General features: G+C 45.7%; 34 protein-coding genes. 1 reads left to right on the plus strand and 33 read right to left on the minus strand.

Annotated features, from left to right (window positions below; genetic code table 11):
* The 28 genes from rpsM to LEP1GSC050_RS08710 form a co-directional block, all read right to left on the minus strand.
* Nucleotides 1-378 carry a 30S ribosomal protein S13 gene (gene rpsM / locus LEP1GSC050_RS08585; protein WP_010570827.1) on the minus strand — a complete coding sequence of 126 codons (378 nt, stop codon included), beginning with the start codon at nt 376-378 and terminating at the stop codon, nt 1-3.
* 2 nt (nt 379-380) lie between these two features.
* Nucleotides 381-494 carry a 50S ribosomal protein L36 gene (gene rpmJ, locus LEP1GSC050_RS20580; protein ID WP_010414512.1) on the minus strand — a complete coding sequence of 38 codons (114 nt, stop codon included), beginning with the start codon at nt 492-494 and terminating at the stop codon, nt 381-383.
* A 10-nt stretch (nt 495-504) separates the two neighbouring features.
* Nucleotides 505-723 (minus strand): translation initiation factor IF-1, encoded by a 219-nt coding sequence (gene infA / locus LEP1GSC050_RS08590; protein ID WP_010414515.1) that lies wholly within the window; start codon nt 721-723, stop codon nt 505-507.
* A gap of 1 nt (nt 724) precedes the next feature.
* Nucleotides 725-1288, minus strand: coding sequence for an adenylate kinase (locus LEP1GSC050_RS08595; protein ID WP_010570828.1), 564 nt, complete (start codon nt 1286-1288; stop codon nt 725-727).
* 3 nt (nt 1289-1291) lie between these two features.
* Nucleotides 1292-2674 (minus strand): preprotein translocase subunit SecY, encoded by a 1383-nt coding sequence (gene secY / locus LEP1GSC050_RS08600; protein ID WP_010414521.1) that lies wholly within the window; start codon nt 2672-2674, stop codon nt 1292-1294.
* Between the two features lie 130 nt (nt 2675-2804).
* On the minus strand, nt 2805-3326 hold the full coding sequence (gene rplO / locus LEP1GSC050_RS08605; protein ID WP_010570829.1) for a 50S ribosomal protein L15: 522 nt from the start codon (nt 3324-3326) through the stop codon (nt 2805-2807).
* A gap of 19 nt (nt 3327-3345) precedes the next feature.
* The gene (rpmD, locus tag LEP1GSC050_RS08610; protein WP_010570830.1) at nt 3346-3525 is read right to left on the minus strand and encodes a 50S ribosomal protein L30; all 180 of its coding nucleotides are present in this window, start codon (nt 3523-3525) and stop codon (nt 3346-3348) included.
* 5 nt (nt 3526-3530) lie between these two features.
* Entirely contained in the window at nt 3531-4046 is a 516-nt protein-coding gene (gene rpsE, locus LEP1GSC050_RS08615) for a 30S ribosomal protein S5 (RefSeq protein WP_010414527.1), read from the minus strand.
* A 3-nt stretch (nt 4047-4049) separates the two neighbouring features.
* Complete coding sequence (gene rplR, locus LEP1GSC050_RS08620; RefSeq protein ID WP_010570831.1) at nt 4050-4418, minus strand: 50S ribosomal protein L18; 369 nt, start codon at nt 4416-4418, stop codon at nt 4050-4052.
* 4 nt (nt 4419-4422) lie between these two features.
* Complete coding sequence (rplF, locus tag LEP1GSC050_RS08625) at nt 4423-4962, minus strand: 50S ribosomal protein L6 (protein ID WP_010570832.1); 540 nt, start codon at nt 4960-4962, stop codon at nt 4423-4425.
* Nucleotides 4963-4986: 24 nt separating this feature from the next.
* Complete coding sequence (gene rpsH, locus LEP1GSC050_RS08630; protein WP_010570833.1) at nt 4987-5385, minus strand: 30S ribosomal protein S8; 399 nt, start codon at nt 5383-5385, stop codon at nt 4987-4989.
* 19 nt (nt 5386-5404) lie between these two features.
* Nucleotides 5405-5590 (minus strand): type Z 30S ribosomal protein S14, encoded by a 186-nt coding sequence (locus LEP1GSC050_RS20585; RefSeq protein ID WP_010414536.1) that lies wholly within the window; start codon nt 5588-5590, stop codon nt 5405-5407.
* 14 nt (nt 5591-5604) lie between these two features.
* Nucleotides 5605-6153 carry a 50S ribosomal protein L5 gene (gene rplE / locus LEP1GSC050_RS08635; RefSeq protein ID WP_010570834.1) on the minus strand — a complete coding sequence of 183 codons (549 nt, stop codon included), beginning with the start codon at nt 6151-6153 and terminating at the stop codon, nt 5605-5607.
* A gap of 3 nt (nt 6154-6156) precedes the next feature.
* Nucleotides 6157-6510 (minus strand): 50S ribosomal protein L24, encoded by a 354-nt coding sequence (gene rplX, locus LEP1GSC050_RS08640; RefSeq protein WP_010570835.1) that lies wholly within the window; start codon nt 6508-6510, stop codon nt 6157-6159.
* Nucleotides 6510-6902, minus strand: coding sequence for a 50S ribosomal protein L14 (gene rplN / locus LEP1GSC050_RS08645; protein ID WP_008596038.1), 393 nt, complete (start codon nt 6900-6902; stop codon nt 6510-6512). The genes rplX and rplN overlap by 1 nt, the downstream gene beginning before the upstream one ends.
* 1 nt (nt 6903) lies before the next feature.
* Nucleotides 6904-7173 (minus strand): 30S ribosomal protein S17, encoded by a 270-nt coding sequence (rpsQ, locus tag LEP1GSC050_RS08650; RefSeq protein WP_010414552.1) that lies wholly within the window; start codon nt 7171-7173, stop codon nt 6904-6906.
* A gap of 2 nt (nt 7174-7175) precedes the next feature.
* Complete coding sequence (rpmC, locus tag LEP1GSC050_RS08655) at nt 7176-7478, minus strand: 50S ribosomal protein L29 (protein WP_010570836.1); 303 nt, start codon at nt 7476-7478, stop codon at nt 7176-7178.
* Nucleotides 7475-7888 carry a 50S ribosomal protein L16 gene (gene rplP / locus LEP1GSC050_RS08660; RefSeq protein ID WP_010414556.1) on the minus strand — a complete coding sequence of 138 codons (414 nt, stop codon included), beginning with the start codon at nt 7886-7888 and terminating at the stop codon, nt 7475-7477. The genes rpmC and rplP overlap by 4 nt, the downstream gene beginning before the upstream one ends.
* Nucleotides 7889-7920: 32 nt before the next feature.
* Nucleotides 7921-8598 (minus strand): 30S ribosomal protein S3, encoded by a 678-nt coding sequence (rpsC, locus tag LEP1GSC050_RS08665; RefSeq protein WP_010414559.1) that lies wholly within the window; start codon nt 8596-8598, stop codon nt 7921-7923.
* 11 nt (nt 8599-8609) lie between these two features.
* A complete protein-coding gene (gene rplV / locus LEP1GSC050_RS08670) occupies nt 8610-8942 on the minus strand; it encodes a 50S ribosomal protein L22 (RefSeq protein WP_010570837.1) in 333 nt (110 codons plus the stop codon).
* Nucleotides 8942-9223: a 30S ribosomal protein S19 gene (gene rpsS, locus LEP1GSC050_RS08675; protein WP_039934107.1), complete on the minus strand. Its 282-nt coding sequence runs from the start codon at nt 9221-9223 to the stop codon at nt 8942-8944. Before rpsS ends, rplV begins: the two co-directional genes overlap by 1 nt.
* A gap of 2 nt (nt 9224-9225) precedes the next feature.
* Nucleotides 9226-10065, minus strand: a complete 840-nt coding sequence (gene rplB, locus LEP1GSC050_RS08680) for a 50S ribosomal protein L2 (RefSeq protein ID WP_010414565.1) — start codon at nt 10063-10065, stop codon at nt 9226-9228.
* Nucleotides 10066-10068: 3 nt separating this feature from the next.
* On the minus strand, nt 10069-10377 hold the full coding sequence (locus LEP1GSC050_RS08685; protein WP_010570838.1) for a 50S ribosomal protein L23: 309 nt from the start codon (nt 10375-10377) through the stop codon (nt 10069-10071).
* On the minus strand, nt 10377-11012 hold the full coding sequence (gene rplD / locus LEP1GSC050_RS08690; protein WP_010570839.1) for a 50S ribosomal protein L4: 636 nt from the start codon (nt 11010-11012) through the stop codon (nt 10377-10379). Before rplD ends, LEP1GSC050_RS08685 begins: the two co-directional genes overlap by 1 nt.
* Before the next feature lie 15 nt (nt 11013-11027).
* Nucleotides 11028-11648 (minus strand): 50S ribosomal protein L3, encoded by a 621-nt coding sequence (gene rplC, locus LEP1GSC050_RS08695; RefSeq protein ID WP_010570840.1) that lies wholly within the window; start codon nt 11646-11648, stop codon nt 11028-11030.
* An 11-nt stretch (nt 11649-11659) separates the two neighbouring features.
* Nucleotides 11660-11968, minus strand: coding sequence for a 30S ribosomal protein S10 (gene rpsJ / locus LEP1GSC050_RS08700; protein WP_008593919.1), 309 nt, complete (start codon nt 11966-11968; stop codon nt 11660-11662).
* A gap of 11 nt (nt 11969-11979) precedes the next feature.
* Entirely contained in the window at nt 11980-13185 is a 1206-nt protein-coding gene (gene tuf, locus LEP1GSC050_RS08705; protein WP_010414595.1) for an elongation factor Tu, read from the minus strand.
* A 47-nt stretch (nt 13186-13232) separates the two neighbouring features.
* Complete coding sequence (locus LEP1GSC050_RS08710; RefSeq protein WP_010570841.1) at nt 13233-15110, minus strand: elongation factor G-like protein; 1878 nt, start codon at nt 15108-15110, stop codon at nt 13233-13235.
* Nucleotides 15111-15415: 305 nt separating this feature from the next.
* Here LEP1GSC050_RS08710 and LEP1GSC050_RS08715 point away from each other — a divergent pair, with 305 nt between their 5' ends.
* The gene (locus LEP1GSC050_RS08715) at nt 15416-16735 is read left to right on the plus strand and encodes a spinster family MFS transporter (protein ID WP_010570842.1); all 1320 of its coding nucleotides are present in this window, start codon (nt 15416-15418) and stop codon (nt 16733-16735) included.
* Nucleotides 16736-16790: 55 nt separating this feature from the next.
* Here LEP1GSC050_RS08715 and LEP1GSC050_RS08720 read toward each other — a convergent pair whose 3' ends face one another.
* The 5 genes from LEP1GSC050_RS08720 to LEP1GSC050_RS08740 form a co-directional block, all read right to left on the minus strand.
* Nucleotides 16791-17219 carry an LIC_13387 family protein gene (locus tag LEP1GSC050_RS08720; protein ID WP_010570843.1) on the minus strand — a complete coding sequence of 143 codons (429 nt, stop codon included), beginning with the start codon at nt 17217-17219 and terminating at the stop codon, nt 16791-16793.
* Between the two features lie 44 nt (nt 17220-17263).
* Nucleotides 17264-17629, minus strand: coding sequence for a VOC family protein (locus LEP1GSC050_RS08725; RefSeq protein ID WP_010570844.1), 366 nt, complete (start codon nt 17627-17629; stop codon nt 17264-17266).
* Between the two features lie 75 nt (nt 17630-17704).
* On the minus strand, nt 17705-18520 hold the full coding sequence (locus tag LEP1GSC050_RS08730; RefSeq protein WP_010570845.1) for a helix-turn-helix domain-containing protein: 816 nt from the start codon (nt 18518-18520) through the stop codon (nt 17705-17707).
* 177 nt (nt 18521-18697) lie between these two features.
* The gene (locus LEP1GSC050_RS08735; protein WP_010570846.1) at nt 18698-19339 is read right to left on the minus strand and encodes a TMEM175 family protein; all 642 of its coding nucleotides are present in this window, start codon (nt 19337-19339) and stop codon (nt 18698-18700) included.
* 120 nt (nt 19340-19459) lie between these two features.
* The gene (locus tag LEP1GSC050_RS08740) at nt 19460-19903 is read right to left on the minus strand and encodes a DUF1761 domain-containing protein (RefSeq protein ID WP_010570847.1); all 444 of its coding nucleotides are present in this window, start codon (nt 19901-19903) and stop codon (nt 19460-19462) included.
* Nucleotides 19904-19948 lie beyond the last annotated feature (45 nt).

A 19948-nucleotide genomic window follows, 5' to 3' on the forward strand; every position in this document is an offset into this window, starting at 1 on the left:
TTACTTAGTTGCCTTTTTCTTATTGGCGACGGTCTTTTTAACGCCTTTGCGAGTACGGGCATTGGTACGAGTTCTTTGACCGCGAACTGGCAAGCCTTTTCTATGTCTTAACCCACGGTAACATCCGATATCCATCAGACGTTTAATATTAAGTTGGTTTTCAGAACGAAGATCGCCTTCCACCTTTACGGTTTCTTCAATCACCTTTCTGATAGCGGCCTCTTGGATGTCGGAAAGATCCTTCACCCGAACCGCTTGATCAACCCCGGCTTTTGCCAGGACTTTGCGGGAAGTAGAGGGGCCGATCCCGAAAATATAGGTTAAGCCCACTACGATTCTTTTTTCCCTTGGAAGATCGATTCCTGCGATACGTGCCATGGTTACGCTTGCCTTTGCTTATGTTTAGGATTGGTGCAGATCACTCGGATCACGCCCTTTCTTCTAATAATCTTGCAACTAGTGCAGATTTTTTTAACGGAGGTTCTTACTTTCATAACATCTGTCCTACTTCTTGCGGTAGGTAATTCTACCTTTGGTCAAATCATATGGGGAAAGTTCCACGGTGACCTTATCTCCGGGAAGGATCCTTATATAGTGCATTCTCATCTTACCCGAAATATGGGCTAAAACCTTGTGCCCATTCTCTAGTTCGACACGAAACATGGCATTGGGTAGTGGTTCCAGGACCGTCCCGTCCACAGTGATCGCTTCTTCTTTAGCCAAGTTACGTCAGCTCCTTTTTGATGAGTTCGGTTACTTGTTCTAGAGATCCTACGCCGTTGATCCGGGAAAGATTTCCTTTGGCGGCATAGTAATCCAGAAGAGGAAGCGTCTTTTTATTGTATGTTTCCAGACGACTTTTGATGGTCGCTTCGTTATCGTCGGAGCGCCCTTCGATTTCTGCGCGTTTCAAAAGTCTTTGAAGCAATTCCCCGTCGGGAACTTCCAAATTTATCGCACGCTTAATATCTTTGCCTTCCGCTTTCAGAAGCATATCGAGAGCTTCAGCTTGTTCGACAGTTCTCGGAAATCCATCCAGCAGGAATCCTGTCTTACAGTCCGGTTCGACGATACGGTCCTTGATTATGCCAATGACCACGGAATCCGGAACCAAATCGCCCGCATCCATGTATTTTTTGGCTTCGAGTCCCATTTGAGTTCCATTCTTCACGGCAGAGCGCAAAATATCGCCGGTGGATATTTGTGGGATTCCAAGCGTATCGCAAAGAATCTTAGCTTGAGTTCCCTTTCCCGCGCCTGGGGGGCCCATGAAGATGATCGAATTCATTTTCTAGGACCTTCCCTTAATTTTGGATTTTTTTAAGAACCCGTCGTAGTTTCTCATTAATAGCTGAGATTCTAATTGTTTCAGAGTCTCTAAGGCGACCCCTACCATGATTAAAAGAGAGGTTCCACCGAACGTATAAACCAGCGATCCGCCGCCGGAATTGGTTCCTAAATCTAAAAAGCGAATAATAATGTACGGAGCCAGGGCAAGACCTGCCAGAAAGATCGCACCCGGAAGAGTGATACGATTTAAAACTTTTTCGATATATTCTTTCGTATGCGAACCGGGACGAATTCCTGGAATAAAACCGTTATATTTTCTAAGGTTCTCGGCAAGTTCAGCCGGATTAAATTGAATCGCGGTGTAGAAATACGCGAAGAAAACGATCAAACCTATATAAATAAAGAAGTAAACTGCCGCGTGGTACCAGATTTGAGAAAATGGATTCAAATAATCTAATAGAACCGCCCATCCTGCCCACTCAGGGATATCGACGATCTGTTGAATAATGGTTTGCGGAAACAGAAGTAGCGAAGATGCGAAGATGATCGGCATTACGCTTGCTCCGTTTACTTTAAACGGAATGCTTTGACTCTTTGCTTGGACCATTCTGCGTCCGACCATCTGCTTACCGTACTGTAAAGGCACCTTACGGACACCTTGCGTTAAAAGAACGGTAAGAGAAATCAGTAGAATGAATAGTAATAATAAAATGATAATATTCAAACCGTCTACGAAGTTCTCCTGGAACAGTTGGTAAACGGAACTCGGTAGACGACCTACGATACCGGCAAAGATCAAAAGAGAGATTCCATTACCGATTCCTCTCTCGGTGATCTGCTCACCGAGCCAAATCAACAAAACGGTTCCAGTTGTGATGGATAAAAGTGCGATAAAGAAAAACCAGGATTCTACTGAAGAATGAATAAGTCCCGGGTGCAGAGCCGCTTTTTGATCGGCGCCGTACGACCATTGCTGGGCCAAACGAATGACTGCTAGAGATTGAACGGCACACAGGATAATCGTTCCATACTTCGTGTACTGTCCGATTTTCTTACGGCCTTCTTCCCCTTCTTTTTGGAGCTTCTGCAAAGACGGAACCAAAACCATGACTAATTGCATGATAATGGAGGAAGAGATGTAAGGCATGATTCCGAGGGCAAAAATGGAGAAGTTCAGAAGCGCTCCTCCGGCAAACATGTCGAACATGCCTACCAATCCTTCCGAGGCAGTCGCATCGGCTGCAATTGCCGAAACGACTTTAGGATCGATTCCAGGAATAGTAATATGCGTTCCAAGGCGGAATAAAAGGAGCATGCCAAGGGTAAAGAAAACCTTATTCCTTAGCTCCGGAATCTTAAAGATATTTGCGATCGAAGTCAGCATGTAGTTCTAAACTAAATTCCTTTTCCTATTTCCAGGACCTTTCGGTCCCCTCTTGGGCAAAAGGGACTCAAAATCGAGTCCCTCCTGTAAAAGCTTCCAACAAAAGCAGAAGCATGAATGCGAAGCCCGATCAGGCTTCTTTAGCCAATTCGGAGCGTAATTTTACCGACCCGCCGGCTTTTTCTATTTTTTCCTTGGCGGATTTGGAAACGCTATCAGCCACGATGTGGACCGCTTTTTTGATTTCCCCAGTGCCAAGAATCTTGAAAAGAGTCGTCTCTTTATCGAGAATCTTCGATTCAACCATATTTTTGGCATCTATGTTCCCGGTCAAACCGCTTTTCTCGATATCCCTGAGGTTGATCGGGAAGAATGTCGTATGAAAAATCGAAGTGAATCCTCTTTTTGGAATTCTGCGGTGGATTGGCATTTGCCCACCTTCAAAACCCCGACGAACTGTATTCCGTGCGTACTGTCCTTTGGATCCGCGTCCACCGGTCTTACCGGTTTTAGACCCGATTCCTCTTCCTAAACGTTTTTTGTTCCGAGTGGAACCCGCCGGAACAGGAATTGTATTCTGAGCCGGAACGTTTTCCTTTTCAGAGCGCTCCTTTCCGAACGCGAGTGCAGTTTTGATTCTTTCCTTGCTCATAATAAATTATCCGAACCTTTTAGGCCTTATCCACTTTTACCAAATGCCTGACATCGTTGATCATGCCTTGGATTTGTGGAGTCAAAGTATGCTTGCGCTGCTGCCCCGTCTTCCGGAGCCCCAGAGCCGCGAGAGTCAGCTTTTGGCCTTTTTTAATGCCTATACTGCTTTTAACTTGGGTGACGATTACGGTTTCCATTTTTCTTATCCTACGTCGTTACCGAATAAACGAGCCAAGGTGATTCCTCTTTTACGAGCTGCCAAAACGGGAGTTTCCAGCTGCTGCAGAGCGTCAAGAGTCGCCTTAACGATGTTTACCGGGTTGGATGAACCCCAGGACTTGCTTAGAATATCCTGAATTCCAGCTTTTTCAACTACGGAACGAACGGATCCTCCCGCGATGATTCCGGTTCCAGGTGAACTCGGTTTTAGAATTACTTTTGCGGACTTGAATTTTCCTGTGACTTCGTGAGGAATCGTATGTCCGCGGAATTCCACCTTCACTAGGTTTTTCTTAGCGGATTCGATAGACTTACGAATTGCGTCGGGAACTTCGTTGGCTTTACCAAATCCGATCCCTACTTTTCCCTTTAAGTCGCCTACAACAGTCAGAGCATTAAAGGAAAAACGACGTCCCCCTTTAACTACTTTCGCGACACGGTCGATTTTAACGACCTTTTCGGAAAATTCCTTAGCTTCTTGTTCTTGTTCGTATGCCATATATTAGAACTCCAAGCCAGCTTCTCTGGCTGCGTCGGCGAAGGCTGCAATCCTTCCGTGATATATCATTCCGGAACGATCCAGCATGACCAACTTTACTCCCTTAGCAGCCGCGCGTTCACCGATAATTTTACCGAGTGTCTTGGCTGCTTCTACGTCTTTACGACTCTTCCCGGAAGAAGCGAATTCCTTATCGAGAGTTGTCGCGGAAACTAACGTAGTTCCTTTGATATCGTCTACGATTTGGCAGGAAAGATAACGATTGGACTTATTGAAGACCAATCGGGGGCGATCCCCAAATTGCCGTAGCTTGAAGCGGGAGCGCTCTGCTCTTCTTTGTTTGGCTGCGACTTTCTTCAGTTTGTTAATCATGGCCTTACTTCTTACCGGTTTTTCCGGCCTTTCTCTTAATCACTTCGTTATTGTACTTGATCCCTTTACCTTTATAAGGTTCCGGAGGTCTCTTAGATCGGATATCGGCGGCGACTTGACCGACTAGTTGTTTGTCGATACCGAAAATTTTGATCCGAACTTGCTCGTTCACGTCGATTTTGATTCCTTTCGGAGTCTTATAAACGACTTCGTGCGAGTATCCTAAGTTCATTACCAGATCTTCTCCGCGCTTCGCAGCACGGTATCCTACTCCGGTAATATCTAGGTTTTTTTCCCATCCCTGGGTAACGCCTTTAACGCAATTCAAAAGGAGCGCGCGAGTCAAACCGTGCAAAGCGACAACGTTCTGCTCTTCGCTGGATCTCTCCAGTTTCAAAGTGCCGGACTCGTTTTTCAGGGCAATTCCTTCGAAGATCGGAGTTTGTAATTCTCCCAAGGGCCCCTTAACGCGAATGGCATTGTTCTCTAATTTTACTTCCACTTTCTCGGGAAGTTTAATCTCTGCTTTTCCAATCCTGGACATAGGTTTTACGGATATCTTAAACTCTTATGAGAGTTTGCAGATCACCTCTCCTCCTACGCGTAGTTTCCGGGCTTTCTTACTCGTCATAATTCCCTTGGAAGTGGATAGAATCATAGTTCCCATGTTATTCTTGTAAGGACGAATGTCTTCGCTCTTAAGATAAACCCTTCTTCCGGGAGTGGAAACTCTCACGAGTTCCCGAATGACCGGTTTTTTGGTTCCGTCATATTTTAAGGTGACTTTAAAATCTTCAAAACTTCCGTTTTGAACCGGCTCGTAGCCGTTGATAAAGCCTTCTTCTTTCATAAGTTCCAAGATAGAGCGTTTGATTTTGCTTCCTGGAACAAGGCAGCTTTCGTGTTTCGCGCGGCCGGCATTCCGGATGCGAGTAAGCATATCGCCGATAGGATCAGATAAACTCATAAACTTTCTCCCCCAGCCCTTACCAAGATGCCTTTACTACGCCCGGAATTTGAGCCTGGCTAGCCAGTTTCCGGAAACAAATTCTACACATATCGAACCTTCTAAGGTAACCGCGAGGTCTGCCGCAAAGAGGGCAGCGGTTGTGTATCCGCACCTTAAATTTTTTAACTTTCTTATGCCTTTCGATCAGAGAGGTTTTAGCCATAACTGCGGTGCTCCTTATTTCAGGTTCCGGAACGGCATACCGAAGGCGACAAGTAGGCTATGTGCTTCTGAGTCGCTTTTAGTATTCGTTACGAAGGTCATGTTCATTCCATAGATCGTGTTAATCTTATCCACTTTGATCTCTGGGAAAATGATCTGTTCTTTGATGCTAAAGTTGTAGTTTCCGCGGCCATCAAAACCTTTTTCGGAAACTCCTTTGAAGTCGCGAACCCGAGGAAGAGCGACATTCACAAGGCGGTCTAGGAACTCATACATATAGTTCCCGCGAAGAGTAACGGTTGCACCAAGGCTCATCCCTTCGCGCAATTTGAATCCCGCGATGGATTTCTTAGCCTTGGTTTTCACAGGGCGTTGTCCGGTGATCAAAGCCATTTCCTCGACTGCAGCTTCCAGCGCTTTTGGATTCGTATGCGCTTCTCCCATACCTACGTTGAGAACAATCTTCTCGAGGCGTGGCACCTGCATTACAGATTCGAAACTGTATTGCTTTTGGAGTGCGGGAACGATTTCTTTCCCGTATTTTTCCTTAAGTCTCGCTGCCATGGCTTAGATCTCTTTCCCGTCCGGTCTTGCTACGCGGACTTTTTTGCCTTTATTTTCCTGGAATCCTACGCGAACTCCCTTTTTCTTTTTGGAGTCGTAGAACATAACGTTAGAAATATGCATCGGCGCTTCGACTTCTACGATTCCACCCTGAGGATTCTCTTGAGTAGGCCTTAGAAAGCGCTTACGTTTATTCAATCCTTCGACGACTACGCGATCCCGCTTCTTGTCGATCACGAGGATTTTTCCGCGTTTGCCTTTTTCTTTTCCAGCAATCACGACTACTTCGTCGTCTTTGTGGAGTTTAACGGATTTAAACTTAGTATATTCGGAACCCCGATATGCCAGCTTAGACATTATAGAACCTCCGGAGCTAGGGAGATGATCTTAGCGTATTTCTTATCCCGGAGCTCACGAGCGACCGGTCCAAAGATACGAGTACCTTTCGGGTTCCCTTTATCGTCGATAATCGCAACTGCGTTATCGTCGAATCTGATATAGGAACCGTCGGGACGACGAATTTCCTTTTTAGTGCGAACAACTACGGCACGTTGCACGGCCTTGTTGTGGACCTTTTTCCCCGTGGAATCCTTTAGCCCGTAAGCCGGTTGTGCGTCCTTAACGGCGACGATGATTTCGTCTCCGACGGATGCATACCGTTTCTTTGAGCCCCCGAGGACCTTGATACACATAACTCTCTTGATCCCGGAGTTGTCGGCTACTTGGAGGATGGTTTCCTGTTGGATCATCTTACTTTGCCTTTTCTACGATCTTAAATAAACGGTGGCGCTTTTCGCGGGAGAGAGGACGGGTTTCAATCGCCAGAATTCGGTCTCCTACTTGGCACTCATTTTTCTCATCGTGAACCTTCATTTTTACGGTCCGGCGCACGATCTTCTTGAATCTAGGGTGGGTCTTACGCATTTCTACGACCATCACCAAGGTTTTTTCCATGGCGGTGCTTACGACCTTACCTTCGCTTAGAAGGGATTTTTTAACGGACTTCTTTGCTGTTTCCATAATCAGTTCTTAGCCTTTGCAGCCAATTTAGCTGCACCGTTCGCTTTCGCACGATTCTGATCTTTACGAGTCGAACGAGAGAAACGACGCACTTTATTCGCACCTGGAGTCGCAGCAAGCGCACGTTCCCTTTTAATCGTTAAAAGGCGCGCGATCTTTTTCTTAGCGTTAGCGATAACTTTCGGATTTTCGAGAGAGCGCGCGACTCCGTATTGAAAGCGCGCGGTACGAATTACCTTACGAGCATCTTCTATCTGAGCCAAAATTTCGACGTCTTTCAGTTCGTGCAGTTTGACCTTTTTCATAATACCGACCTCTTCACGAATTCGGTTTGAACCGGAAGTTTATAAGCTGCCAAATCCAAAGCTTTTTTTGCGGAAGCTTCATCTATGCCGCTCATTTCGAATAAAATACGACCCGGACGAATCTCTGCGATCCAGAACTCCGGATTTCCTTTTCCCTTACCCATCCGAGTCTCGGCCGGCTTCTTGGTAATTGGAAGGTGCGGGAAAATCCTGATCCAAAGTTTTCCGCCTCGTTTTACTTGGCGGTTTATTGTAATACGCGCCGCCTCGATTTGCCGGGCGGTCAGGCGGCCGGACGTAACTGCTTTAAGGCCGTATTCGCCGAAGGAGACTTTGGAACCGCGTTCGTCGGTTCCCTTGAGCCGTCCCCTCTGTCTCTTCCTGAACTTAACTCTTTTCGGTGATAACATCTTTCGTTCCCTGTAAACTGATCTTTAAAAGATCAGTTGGTCCTTCTCTTAACCGCGTATTTGTCTTCTTCGGACTCGTCTTTGTTAGAGATAAAATCTCCGGTGTAGGTCCAAACCTTCACACCGATTTGTCCGAAAGTCGTACTAGCCTCACGGAAACCTAAATCGATTTTTGCCCGTAACGTATGCAAAGGAATTCTACCTTCGCGATAATGCTCGCGACGCGCCATATCCGCTCCGTTCAAACGTCCGGAAATCATGATTTTGATTCCTTCGACACCGCCTCTCATTGCGCGACGAAGTTCTTGCTTCATAACGCGACGGAAGGGTTGACGCTCTTCGATTTGAATTGCGATGGATTCGGCAATGCATTGAGCGATAGTTTCAGGCTTCTTAACTTCGATAATATTCAAGTTAAGAGGCTTTTCGCTCATAGTCTTGATGACTTTCTTAACGGCTTCGATATTCGCACCGTTCTTACCGATCACAACGCCCGGCTTAGCAGTGTGCAAGTTTACGTTAATTTTCTCGGGAAAACGTTCAACGACCACTTTCACGACTCCGGCTTCCCGAAAACGATTTTGAATAAAACGACGGATACGAATGTCCTCATGAAGATTTTTTCTGTAATCTTGCTGAGAGAACCAGATGGAATCCCATCCGCGGGTAATTCCGATACGAAGTCCGATTGGGTTAACTTTCTGTCCCATGATTTCCCCTATTAGTCCGAAATTACCACTGTTACGTGGCTAGTTCTCTTGCGGATTCTTGCCGCACGTCCGCGAGCACGAGGACGAAAGCGCTTTAGGATCGGGCCTTCATCCACGAGAATCTTTTTAATGAACATCTTACCGGGCTGCGCGCTTTCATTCTTTACGACCGCGTTTGCAGACGCCGATTTGATGAGCTTGAAGATAGGCTCGATTGCTCTCTTATTGGTATATTTTAGGATATCTAAAGCTTCCGCTACTTCGTATCCCCGAATCTCGTCGGCGACGAGACGGAGTTTACGAGGAGACATCCGGATAAATCTTGCTATGGCTACGGCTTCCATTACTTCTTACCGGCCTTTTTATCCGTATTTCCGTGACCGCGATAGGTGCGAGTTGGAGCGAATTCTCCCAATTTATGCCCGACCATATTGTCATTGATATACACTGGAATAAATTTGTTCCCGTTATGAACCATGATCGTATGTCCAATCATGTCCGGAAAAATCGTGCTTCTACGCGACCAGGTTTTGAAAGGTTTCTTTTGGTTCTCGGAGTTCAGCTTGATCACCTTGCTCATAAGGTGGCTGTCGATGAACGGGCCTTTTTTTGAGGATCTCATGATGATTACCTGCTCCTATTTCCCTTTCTCTTCTGTACGATAAACTTGTCGGAAGGTTTCGCTTTACGACGAGTCTTATACCCCTTAGTAGGAATACCCCAAGGAGTAACCGGATGGCGACCACCGGAAGTACGTCCCTCTCCACCACCGTGCGGGTGATCGACGGGGTTCATAACGACACCCCGAACTTTCGGACGTTTTCCCAGCCATCTGTTCCGACCGGCCTTCCCGATCGATACTAGGTTATGATCTTTATTACTGCAGATTCCGATTGTCGCATAACAGTTATGATGAACCTTGCGAACTTCGGAACTAGGAAGCTTCAGAAGCATATAATCTCCGTCACGACCGGCGATCGTAGCGAACGATCCGGCAGTACGAGCGATTTGTCCGCCTCTTCCGATTTTTAATTCTATATTATGAACGTTTGTGCCGGGTGGAATCTTTCCTAACGGAAGCGCATTCCCTAGTTTGATTTCCGCGTTATCGCCGGAGGAAATCTTATCACCAACTTTCATACCTTCAGCATTCAAGATGTATGCGTATTCGCCATCAGTATAGCAAATCAAAGAGATGAATGCGGAACGATAGGGATCGTATTCAACAGTTTTAACGGTAGCCGGAATACCTACTTTACGACGTTTAAAATCGATAATACGATATTTACGCTTAACTCTTCCACCCTTACGACGAACTGCGATTTTTCCGCCCTCTCCTCTGCCTGCTTTATAGCTGAGCGAGATGGTGAGAGGTCTGTATGGCTCGGTTTCAGTCAGTTCTTTAAAATCAAGAACGGATTTGAAACGGCTTGCGGAAGTAACGGGTTTGAATTTCTTAATTCCCATTTCTTACACTTCCTTTCCGAAATCAATGCTTGCTCCGTCACGGAAGGTGACGATCGCTTTCTTCCAATGAGCTTTAGGAGCGGGTAAATGGCGGAAACGTTTTACTTTTCCACGATAAACCTGAATATTCACCGAAGAAGGAACCACGTTGTATATCTTACGAAACGCTTCCTTCACTAGAGTTTTGTTCGCTCTAGGATGAACTTCGACAGTATATTTAACGGTTCTCTTGCCGGCTTTCTCTCCGATCGTCTCAAGGTCTTGAGACTTTTCGGTAACGATAGGTGAAAGAATAACTTCGTGCAGGTTCATTATTTACCTTCCCCATAGTGCTTGAGGATCTCGCCTAAAGCGCCCTCTGTAATCACTAGGTTTCTATTATAAAGAATGTCCCGAATCGAAATACGCTTGGAGTTGATGTATTTCACTGTAGGAATATTACGAACCGACTTCTTAACGAATTCGCTTTCACCGCCTACTACGAAACCGATCACTCCGGTATTCTTTAGTCCGATATTATTGAACAAAGTAGCAAAGGACTTCGTGCTGAATTCCTTAGGATCCAAATCCTCTACGACTTTAATCGCAGCGCCTTGGGCTTTTTTATTCAAAATCGAAAGCACAGCGCGTCGCTTTACCTTCGGGGAAATTTTATAGGAATAATCCCTTGTTCTCGGTCCGTGAACGGTTCCACCACCGACCCATTGAGGAGCGCGAATGGAACCTTGGCGAGCGCGACCGGTTCCTTTTTGAGCCCAGGGTTTTTTACCGCCGCCCGAAACTTCCGCGCGGGTTTTAGTGTGGTGGTTCCCGGAACGTAGGTTAGCGTTCTCAGCCTTAATGGCATCGTAGATCGCTCCGCTGCTATACTTGGATTCGAAAACTGCCGCAGGCAATTCGATTTCCGAGAGCAGCTTTCCTTCTTTTGAGTACTTCTGTGCTTTCATCACTCTACCGGATCTTTATATCTTCTCGATGGTTACGATCGTGTTCGCTGGGCCCGGAACGGAACCGCTGACAAATACCAGATTTTCCGCTTCGTGAATGCGAACCACTTTCAGATTCAGGACAGTTTTGGTATCGGAACCTGTACGGCCCGGCAGCTTACGCCCCTTGAATACCCGTCCTGGCGTTGTATTGGAACCCATAGAACCTGGATGCCTATGAAAACGAGAACCGTGGGCGCCTGGTCCTCCATGGTGTCCGTAACGTTTAATCACACCCTGAAAACCTTTTCCCTTGCTGGTCCCGGTTACCTTAACGATATCCGCAACCGCAAACACATCTTGCGCTTTCAGTTCTGCACCAGCGGCTGGTTGATCGCCGAAATCCCGGAATTCCTTCAACACTCTCTTCGCAGACAATCCGGCCTTGGCCAAATGTCCCGTTTGGGCTTTGGACAGGTGTTTTTCTTTATCGTCCTGAAAAGCCAATTGAATTGCTTCGTATCCGTCTTTCGCGACGGACTTCACTTGGGAAACTGCGCAGGGACCTACCTCTAAGACGGTCACAGGAATAATGTTTCCCTGTTCGTCGAAGATTTGGGACATCCCTATCTTTTTACCGATTAATCCCTTTGCCATTGCTTCTTCCCTTAGGATTTAATATCCACGGACACGCCAGCCGGGAGCTGCAATTTCATAAGAGCTTCAACCGTGTCTTCATTCGTGTCGAGGATGTCGATAAGCCGTTTGTGAGTTTTCATCTCAAACTGCTCTCTTGATTTTTTATTTACGTGCGGAGAACGGAGGACTGTGTATATTTCCTTCTTCGTTGGAAGAGGAATCGGACCGGAGACAGTAGCTCCGGTCCTTTTGGCAGTCGCAACAATCTCGTAAGTTGATTGGTCGATCAACTTATGATCGAAAGCTTTTAGCTTTACTCTGATCTTTTGGCCAGCCATTCCCTTACTCTTTACTCGGTGATCTCAGCCACTACGCCCGAACCAATGGTCTTTCCACCTTCGCGAATCGCGAATTTGAGACCTTTGTCCATGGCGATCGGGTGAATCAACTCGATACTCATAGTTACGTTGTCACCAGGCATAACCATTTCCATTCCGGAAGGTAGGTTACAGACGCCGGTGATGTCGGTAGTTCTAAAATAGAACTGTGGACGATAGTTATTGAAGAATGGAGTGTGACGTCCGCCTTCATCTTTCGTAAGAACGTAAACTTCCGCGTTAAACTTCTTGTGAGGAGTGATCGATCCCGGTTTAGCGAGAACCTGTCCTCTTTCGATGTCTTCTTTCTTGGTTCCACGGAGAAGAGCGCCGATATTGTCGCCTGCTTCTGCAGAATCAAGTAGCTTGCGGAACATCTCAATACCGGTAACGACAGTTTTGGTGGTAGGACGAATTCCTACGATCTCAACTTCGTCGTTGATTTTGAGGGTTCCTTGCTCAACACGACCCGTAGCAACAGTTCCACGACCGGTGATAGAGAATACGTCCTCTACCGGCATCAGGAATGGTTTGTCTACGATACGTTTTGGATTCGGAACGTAAGTATCCAGAGCTTCCATCAATTTGATGATCGATTTCGTTCCGAGTTCTGAATCGTCGCCTTCGAGGGCTTTGAGAGCCGAACCGTAAACGATAGGGGTATCATCGCCTGGGAAGTTGTATTTGTTCAGAAGGTCGCGAACGTCCATCTCAACCATTTGGATCATCTCTTCACGCTCATCATCTGCGAGCATATCCGCTTTGTTGATGTATACGATTATATAAGGAACGCCTACCTGACGAGCGAGCAAGATATGCTCTTTTGTTTGAGGCATTGGTCCGTCTGTTGCAGAAACAACCAAGATAGCTGCATCCATTTGCGCAGCACCGGTGATCATATTCTTAACATAGTCAGCGTGACCTGGACAGTCAACGTGAGCGTAGTGACGGTTTGCAGTCTCATACTCCTGGTGAGAAGTAGCGATCGTTATTCCGCGGGCTTTTTCCTCAGGTGCGTTGTCGATTTGGTCGTAGGCGACAGCTTTGTTTTTACCGCCCAGCACTTTCGCGAGGGTTGTGGTAATTGCTGCAGTTAGGGTGGTTTTCCCGTGGTCTACGTGCCCGATCGTTCCGACGTTTAAGTGAGGTTTGGACCTGTCGAATTTCTCCTTAGCCATAGTGCTTTTAAACTCCTTACTTGTTAACGAACCCTCACGGGACTCATTTAATGCAATACAGAATGGTGATCAAAGTCAAAAAGGGTGTCCAAAGATAGGACGCCCCTTCCCTGAGCCATATTTCTAAGAACACCGCTAAAGCCAAGCAAGTTTTGCGCAGCAGCACTTGCTTGGATCAAGGAGCGGCCTTCCGTCACTGAAATCACTTTCTGGATCTTTGCCTCTCGCTTAGCTAAACTTGCTAAGACATCTCCTAGATAAGAATCCGGTAATAGAATCTCCATCTCGGAAAGAGGACCAATATGATCCGTGTTAGACGGAATTATGTCCTTTAAGCCCTTGATAACAGCTACCTTCACAAGGGAAGAGAGATCTACTTCGGAAACCACTTTAGGCGGATCAAAAGCTTCGATGATCAAATTCAAACCGAGGAGTTCTTCCCCGGCCTGCCCGGTGGCAGTCACCTCTGCAAATGCAGACTCGATTGCCTTTTCTACTTCTTCCGGTAGCTGTATTTTAAACCGCACTCCCTTGGAGAAACTGTGAGAGCTTTCCAAGGACGCGAGCACCTGACCGCTCGAGACTTTCTGATCGAACGCGGTATGCTGAAATGCGACCTTTTTAACCAAATTTTTCCAAAGTGCAAATCTTGCAATATGTATTCCGCTTGTCTGAAAACTTTTTGGAAAGAACTCCTTTAATCTAGAAAGCGAAATCTCTAGATGCAATTCTCCCATTCCCGATACGCGAAATTGTCCTGTTTCAAGCAGAATATCTATCTCTAGGCTTGTGTCCACCCAAGCCAATTCGCCTAACGCTCGCCAAAGCTCTTCGCGATCCTCGCCCCTCTCGGGCTCGAGAAGAAGATGAAATTGCTTTCGAGTAGGAGACAATAAGCTTCTTTTTTCTGACTTATGTCCCCAAAGAATATCCCCGGGCTTTAGAAAAAGTAAGGAGTCAGTGGCTAGAAGTTCGCCTACCGCAGCTTGATCCGTTTCTTCGTACTCTCTTGCGGAAACTCGATAAAGAGTGTTCATGCGGTCGACTTCTTGCTCGGAATAAAATTTGTCTCCTGCTTGAATGGGAGCCCATGCCTGAAAATAGAGAAGCTTTCCCAAATCGGGATGAATCTCTCTCTTGAATACCACGCCTGAGGCACCTGGTATCGAAGGCTTCAGCGAAGGTTTTCCCGTTGCCAAAAGCTCTAAAAAAAGTAAAAGCTCCGTAATCCCCTGTCCATGAAGGGCTGAACCGCCAAGAACAGGAAATACCTTTCCATTCCAAAACCCCTTTACAAGCCCGCTCTTTGCTAGCGAAGAAATATTGGCTGGATTCTTAAGATAGTCTTCCGAAAGCTGCGGATCCCATTCTAAAAGCGGAAGAAATTCGTTCTCTTCTCCTCCGCCTTCTAATACCGGAAGGGTAAAATCGTCGCGGAACATTAAGACAGGCTCCTGGCCCAGGGCTACTTCCAGATCCACTAAGGAAGAAAGAATATCCGCCCCCTGACGATCGAGTTTATTCAAGAAAAATAAAATAGGTTTTTGGGCCTTGCGAAGAGATTCGACATTCTGAAACGTTTGCGACTTTAAGCCTTCGAACGAATCTATCAAAACCAATCCGAAATCCACTGCCAAAAGAGAGGCATTCGCCTGAGGTTGGAAGTCCAAATGACCGGGATTATCTACAAATTGCAGTAGAAGGCGTTTCTCCTCTGCGTTCGGCCAGGGGATTCTTGCCACAGTGGACTGAATGGAGATCCCTCGTTCTATTTCCTCGGTCAAGTAGTCGGATTCGGTGGTCCCCTCCTCGATGCTACCGGGACTACGTATCAGTCCGGTTTCGAATAAAATTCGTTCTAGCAAAGTAGTTTTGCCGGCGTCAATATGTGCGAAGATTCCGGGATTGAGAAGGGGGAGATCCATATCGATTTAGCGGAGATCCCAGCCTGGATCGGGTAGTCGCGAGGACAACAACATTCGAGGCCGTATTCTTCGACTTTAGAACCGCGATAAGGAATCTATTTCCGTCGACCAACCTAGGTATCCCACACCGGAAAAAAAGGGACACGAAATAGCGAACATGCGTTCGATCGATATTTTTAAGGTTTGCTTTTCTGCCGATCCCTTCTTCCAATTATTCGGATAATCTAAACCGCATTAGTCGAACGAACCGAATAACGTTATGCGAAGCGATTTTAAATAAAGAAAAATAGTGGAGATTTCATTCGATGGAAATTAACGGGAAACAAACCAAGAACGCCTGGAGAATTCTGATTCTATTATTCTTTGCGAACCTTTTAAATTTTTTTGATCGAACGATACCTGCAATCATCATAGAACCGATTCGTCATGAATGGAATTTGACCGATCTTCAGCTTGGAGTCATAGGTTCCGCGTTTACGATTATATATGCGATGGCCGGCATTCCCTTGGGACGCCTGGCCGATACGGGAATTCGCAAAAAAATCATGGGTTGGGGATTAGCAGCCTGGAGTGCGTTTACCGCAATTAACGGTCTAGCGTGGAACTATACTTCTTTTGTATTCGTTAGGATGGCGGTGGGAATTGGCGAAGCAAGCTATGCTCCTGCAGCGAATTCATTGATCGGCGATCTGTTTCCGGCTCATAAGCGCGCACGTGCTATGGGCATTTTCATGTTGGGGTTACCTCTCGGCTTAGTCCTTGCTTTTTTTACGGTCGGCGCTACGGTAAAAGCTTTCGGGACTTGGCGGGCGCCGTTTTTTATCGCCGCAATTCCGGGAATTCTATTAGCCGTCTTTTTATTTTTTATTAAGGAGCCGCCGAGAGGCGCAGCCGAAGCGGTATCGATATCCGACAAAAAAATCGACCGCCCCATCTATACGGTCATGAAAAACCGAACCATGTGGTGGATCATACTTTCCGGTCTAACTTTCAACTTCGCGGCATACTCCGTAAATACCTTCTTAGTTTCTTTACTCCAACGATATTTTCATATTTCATTAACTAATGCCGCGGTTACCACCGGCTTCATCGTAGGCATTACGGGGTTAGTCGGCTTAACCGTAGGCGGATGGATCGCGGATAAAATTCATCAAAAATCGGAACGCGGACGTTTGCTTTTTGGCGCAATAAATCTTTTGATATCCGGAATCGCAATTTGGTATGCCTTGAGTCAAACCGATGAATTCATAATTTCTTTTGCGATACTGTTCGCTCTCGGTTGGCTTGCATCATATAATTATTATACTTGCGTGTATCCCGCAATTCAGGATGTCATCGAACCTAGACTCCGAGCTACTGCAATGGCGCTTTATTTTGCGGCGATGTATTTGCTGGGAGGCGCTGCGGGGCCGGCAGTCGTAGGCTGGCTATCCGATTACCTAGCTCGCGCCGCAATGGTTCGCGCAGGAGCGATCGAGATTTCGGAACAATTCAAAGCTATCGGTTTGCACGATGCATTGTATTTAATCCCCATTATGGTATTTGCAACTGCAGCCTTTGTTTTCTTAGCTTCCAGAAGCTTTCCTAAAGACGCGGCAAATATGAAACGGGATATGTCTAGCTGAACGAGACTGCACAGTTAGCGGGAGAATTTTCGCTAACTGTGCACGCTTGATTTCCTTATTTTTTGCCCAATCGAATCAGGGTAATCGCGATGCAAACCGCGGATAAAGTCGAAGTCCATGCGGGTAACGGAAAGAAATAAACGAATTCGATAACGGCAAGGCCGGATAGATTGAAAAGAATCGGGTAAAGTAGATTCTTAGCATTCTGCGGATTTGATACCGCCACTCCGCCCAAAATCCATAATAAAATCGTAATAGAAAAGAGAGCCAGAGACAAGGCAATCCCCATGCCATAGTAAAAATCGTCATAAGAACGATTCGTCAATTCTCCCATCATCGGGACCTTGACCTCGGACATTGTCTGAATCAAAGCCTTTGCAGGAGGATCCTGAATGTTTTTTCTCGTCTGCATGCCGAATGTATGACCGACAGCATGGAAAAGAATTAAGAATGCAGCTATCCGTAGTAATATCTTAGGATTCATAGTTTCTACCTTTCTAATTGAGTCAAAATTTGAGAGTTACATAATTAGGGATTTTGCAAGCCGACCCGATTTCCTTCAGTATCGATAAAGAATCCGATATACCCGGCTTCCGAGGAAAGAAACGTTTTCTTCATTACGATTTGCCCGTCCGCAGTTTCGACTTTTTGCAAAATCTTATCCAAATCTTCCCCTCCATCCAAATAGACTATGATCCCATTATCGGATGGAGAGTATGATTCCCCTTGAACCAATGCGCCGCAATTAAAAGAATCGTCGCTCGGGAAAATCGCATATTTGATCGGACCTATTTCCATCCGATGAAATTCCACTCCTAAAATTTTAGAATAGAATTCGATGGCTCTGTCCAAGTTTATGACCGGAATCTCAATCCAGTTCGCTAGGTGTTTCATATTTCCTCTTTCGTAAATTTGAATAGAAAGACAATACTAGATCCAGGCAGGATTGTATTGTAAAAATGGGACATTCTAATCCGGAAATAGTTTTCCATAATCGGTCGCGTCCTCTATGTAACGTCCCGGAGAACTTCCGGTAAACCTACGAAAGTCTTTAATAAAATGAGCCTGATCATAATAGCGATCGTAGAAAATTCGGTCCTGCAATTTAGATGATTTCCGGTTTTTAACGATTTTGTAAATAGATTGGAATCGAAAAACGTTTGCCAATAGCTTAGGACCTACTCCGATCGATTCCATAAATCTTCGGTTCAGATGACGTCTCGAAAAACCTAATTCGAGGGACAAATCTTGGATGGTTTTTCGGCCTGCGTTCATTCGCAGGTCCTTGACTGCATATTCGATTAACGAGTCGCGATTTTTCTTTCGCCTTAATCTTTGAATTAAACAATCTTGAATATATTCCACCTTCTGTACCACTGAAGGAAGATCCATGAGCTTATCTTCCCACTCCCGAACTTTGTCGCCGAATAAGTCCGATGCGCTTAACGTACCGTTCGCGATTTCAAACATGGATAAATCGAAAAAACGATAAGCTGCCTCGGGTTGGAGAATAATGCCGATAGTACCAAGCCCATGCTCGAAATTCAGATAACCAGGTTCGGTTCTCATTCCTGAAATGATTAAATTCGAGGTCCGATGAAGCCGCCCCTTCTCGGCGATAGTACAGCGAATATTCCCATAAAAGGGAAAAATAATCTTAATTTCCCCGTCTGGAACGATCAACCAACTAGGTAAAACGATTTCCTTTCCTCGATTTTGATGAACCCATATCTTCGCGACTGAATCCTGTAATTCTCTCTTCGGTTTGAAAAAAGTAATATCCATAAGATATAGTCCGCATAGATCCTACGTTCACGGTTTTCACCTTGTATAACAAAAACAGGAACCGACGGAGAATCTATGACGTTAAACGATCCGGTTTAAACGAAAAGAAGTCAATTAAGTTTGAACCCGAGAGACTGAATGATAAAGACAGATCAACAAAATCTCTCGGAACAAATCCTATTGGGGCGATTTCCGTCGAAATCTAGGCGCAATCGCATAATTCAACTGTATCAAAAATATTGCGATAATGCTGAGATAATTATTTACAAAGCAAAGTAAGGCTGCGACCGCATAAAGAATCTGAGCGTAAATCACCCTATTCCGAATCGTTCTATCGATCTGGCGAATCATCGTGTGTGTCAGATCGACGAGGCCGTTTTGATAAGCGTAGGCCCAATGAAAATAAATGGTAGTACCGAGTAGAACGATATTAAGCCAATATAAACCTATCGCTGTTTTAAATTCGATGAATTCACTCAGAAAGGCCGTCGTAAACGGCAGTAGCGTTACGAAAGCGAGATATAGGATGGATATCCAGCTTAGATGGCGGTCGCTTCGAACAATAAACGTGTATTGCATGGAGTGCCCAACCCAAAATATTCCGAGAGTAATGAAACTCAAACAATAGCTCAAGAGCTTGTGTGCGATTGAAATCAGATGAACACATAAATCCGTTTCCGAATGAATCGTCTCCGCTATCGGAACTTTTATATCCAGCACTAAGAGAGTGAACGCAACGGCAAAAACTCCATCGGCTAAGGCCTCGGTCCGATGGATTCTTTGTCCGGCTATTTCATTGTAGTTGTGAGTTCCGGACATTCGAGATTACCGTTAAAATATTATCGTGTTTGAACAGTGAAGCAGCGCCGAACCTTTTTTTGTAACGAACACAAAGGAATAAATTATGTTTTCGTCGGCCAACTCTCGGAGAGTTTATTCTTAAAGCCGCCAGTAAGCTAAAATCATTCCTATCGTTTGCAGCGAAACGAAATAGTATGCGGCATTAATTGAAAAAAGTTTCCAAGAACGACCTTCCCAAGAAACAGAACCGAATAAAAGAGGAACATAGTACCCGATCCAGGTAAAAAAAGCCGCAAAGAATCCGTACGTCCAAGCAGGCTGATCTTGCCCAACTTTCCAGGAGGAAGGTCGCCAAATATCCACGCTATGTGCTAATACGTAAGCAGTCAGAAAGGATCCTATTACCATCAATACCAAAGACTTTATCATTTGTTTGTTATCGGGTTTCATATCCTTAGGGAAGCCCATTTCCGCTGCCCATGCTTTACCGAATAACGGTCCGTACCAAAGAAAACCGATTGCGATATTCGACAAAACTCCTGCGAGAATTGCGAGGTAATTTAAATGAATTTCGGGTTGCATAAACCCCTCCTGGTCCGGGGGAGCTTTATATCTTTCTTAAAAAGT

The organism is Leptospira broomii serovar Hurstbridge str. 5399, assembly GCF_000243715.2.
Taxonomy (GTDB): domain Bacteria; phylum Spirochaetota; class Leptospiria; order Leptospirales; family Leptospiraceae; genus Leptospira_B; species Leptospira_B broomii.

Excerpts from the sequence above, each read along its gene's own strand:
- rpmJ (WP_010414512.1), bottom strand. The coding sequence starts at position 494 with ATGAAAGTAAGAACCTCCGTTAAAAAAATCTGCACTAGTTGCAAGATT.
- LEP1GSC050_RS20585 (WP_010414536.1), bottom strand. The coding sequence starts at position 5,590 with ATGGCTAAAACCTCTCTGATCGAAAGGCATAAGAAAGTTAAAAAATTT.
- rplN (WP_008596038.1), bottom strand. The coding sequence starts at position 6,902 with ATGATCCAACAGGAAACCATCCTCCAAGTAGCCGACAACTCCGGGATC.
- rplO (WP_010570829.1), bottom strand. The coding sequence starts at position 3,326 with ATGAGCAAGGAAAGAATCAAAACTGCACTCGCGTTCGGAAAGGAGCGC.
- rpsJ (WP_008593919.1), bottom strand. The coding sequence starts at position 11,968 with ATGGCTGGCCAAAAGATCAGAGTAAAGCTAAAAGCTTTCGATCATAAG.
- rplX (WP_010570835.1), bottom strand. The coding sequence starts at position 6,510 with ATGTCTAAGCTGGCATATCGGGGTTCCGAATATACTAAGTTTAAATCC.
- rpmC (WP_010570836.1), bottom strand. The coding sequence starts at position 7,478 with ATGAAAAAGGTCAAACTGCACGAACTGAAAGACGTCGAAATTTTGGCT.
- rplC (WP_010570840.1), bottom strand. The coding sequence starts at position 11,648 with ATGGCAAAGGGATTAATCGGTAAAAAGATAGGGATGTCCCAAATCTTC.
- rpmD (WP_010570830.1), bottom strand. The coding sequence starts at position 3,525 with ATGGAAACCGTAATCGTCACCCAAGTTAAAAGCAGTATAGGCATTAAA.
- rpsC (WP_010414559.1), bottom strand. The coding sequence starts at position 8,598 with ATGGGACAGAAAGTTAACCCAATCGGACTTCGTATCGGAATTACCCGC.
- rplB (WP_010414565.1), bottom strand. The coding sequence starts at position 10,065 with ATGGGAATTAAGAAATTCAAACCCGTTACTTCCGCAAGCCGTTTCAAA.
- rplR (WP_010570831.1), bottom strand. The coding sequence starts at position 4,418 with ATGATTAACAAACTGAAGAAAGTCGCAGCCAAACAAAGAAGAGCAGAG.
- LEP1GSC050_RS08685 (WP_010570838.1), bottom strand. The coding sequence starts at position 10,377 with ATGAACCTGCACGAAGTTATTCTTTCACCTATCGTTACCGAAAAGTCT.
- rpsH (WP_010570833.1), bottom strand. The coding sequence starts at position 5,385 with ATGAGTTTATCTGATCCTATCGGCGATATGCTTACTCGCATCCGGAAT.
- rpsQ (WP_010414552.1), bottom strand. The coding sequence starts at position 7,173 with ATGGAAACAGCAAAGAAGTCCGTTAAAAAATCCCTTCTAAGCGAAGGT.
- tuf (WP_010414595.1), bottom strand. The coding sequence starts at position 13,185 with ATGGCTAAGGAGAAATTCGACAGGTCCAAACCTCACTTAAACGTCGGA.
- rplE (WP_010570834.1), bottom strand. The coding sequence starts at position 6,153 with ATGGCAGCGAGACTTAAGGAAAAATACGGGAAAGAAATCGTTCCCGCA.
- LEP1GSC050_RS08595 (WP_010570828.1), bottom strand. The coding sequence starts at position 1,288 with ATGAATTCGATCATCTTCATGGGCCCCCCAGGCGCGGGAAAGGGAACT.
- LEP1GSC050_RS08725 (WP_010570844.1), bottom strand. The coding sequence starts at position 17,629 with ATGAAACACCTAGCGAACTGGATTGAGATTCCGGTCATAAACTTGGAC.
- LEP1GSC050_RS08710 (WP_010570841.1), bottom strand. The coding sequence starts at position 15,110 with ATGGATCTCCCCCTTCTCAATCCCGGAATCTTCGCACATATTGACGCC.
- secY (WP_010414521.1), bottom strand. The coding sequence starts at position 2,674 with ATGCTGACTTCGATCGCAAATATCTTTAAGATTCCGGAGCTAAGGAAT.
- LEP1GSC050_RS08720 (WP_010570843.1), bottom strand. The coding sequence starts at position 17,219 with ATGAATCCTAAGATATTACTACGGATAGCTGCATTCTTAATTCTTTTC.
- LEP1GSC050_RS08740 (WP_010570847.1), bottom strand. The coding sequence starts at position 19,903 with ATGCAACCCGAAATTCATTTAAATTACCTCGCAATTCTCGCAGGAGTT.
- rplD (WP_010570839.1), bottom strand. The coding sequence starts at position 11,012 with ATGAAAGCACAGAAGTACTCAAAAGAAGGAAAGCTGCTCTCGGAAATC.
- rplF (WP_010570832.1), bottom strand. The coding sequence starts at position 4,962 with ATGTCCAGGATTGGAAAAGCAGAGATTAAACTTCCCGAGAAAGTGGAA.
- rpsM (WP_010570827.1), bottom strand. The coding sequence starts at position 378 with ATGGCACGTATCGCAGGAATCGATCTTCCAAGGGAAAAAAGAATCGTA.
- LEP1GSC050_RS08730 (WP_010570845.1), bottom strand. The coding sequence starts at position 18,520 with ATGGATATTACTTTTTTCAAACCGAAGAGAGAATTACAGGATTCAGTC.
- rpsE (WP_010414527.1), bottom strand. The coding sequence starts at position 4,046 with ATGGCATACGAACAAGAACAAGAAGCTAAGGAATTTTCCGAAAAGGTC.
- rplV (WP_010570837.1), bottom strand. The coding sequence starts at position 8,942 with ATGGAAGCCGTAGCCATAGCAAGATTTATCCGGATGTCTCCTCGTAAA.
- LEP1GSC050_RS08715 (WP_010570842.1), top strand. The coding sequence starts at position 15,416 with ATGGAAATTAACGGGAAACAAACCAAGAACGCCTGGAGAATTCTGATT.
- rplP (WP_010414556.1), bottom strand. The coding sequence starts at position 7,888 with ATGTTATCACCGAAAAGAGTTAAGTTCAGGAAGAGACAGAGGGGACGG.
- LEP1GSC050_RS08735 (WP_010570846.1), bottom strand. The coding sequence starts at position 19,339 with ATGTCCGGAACTCACAACTACAATGAAATAGCCGGACAAAGAATCCAT.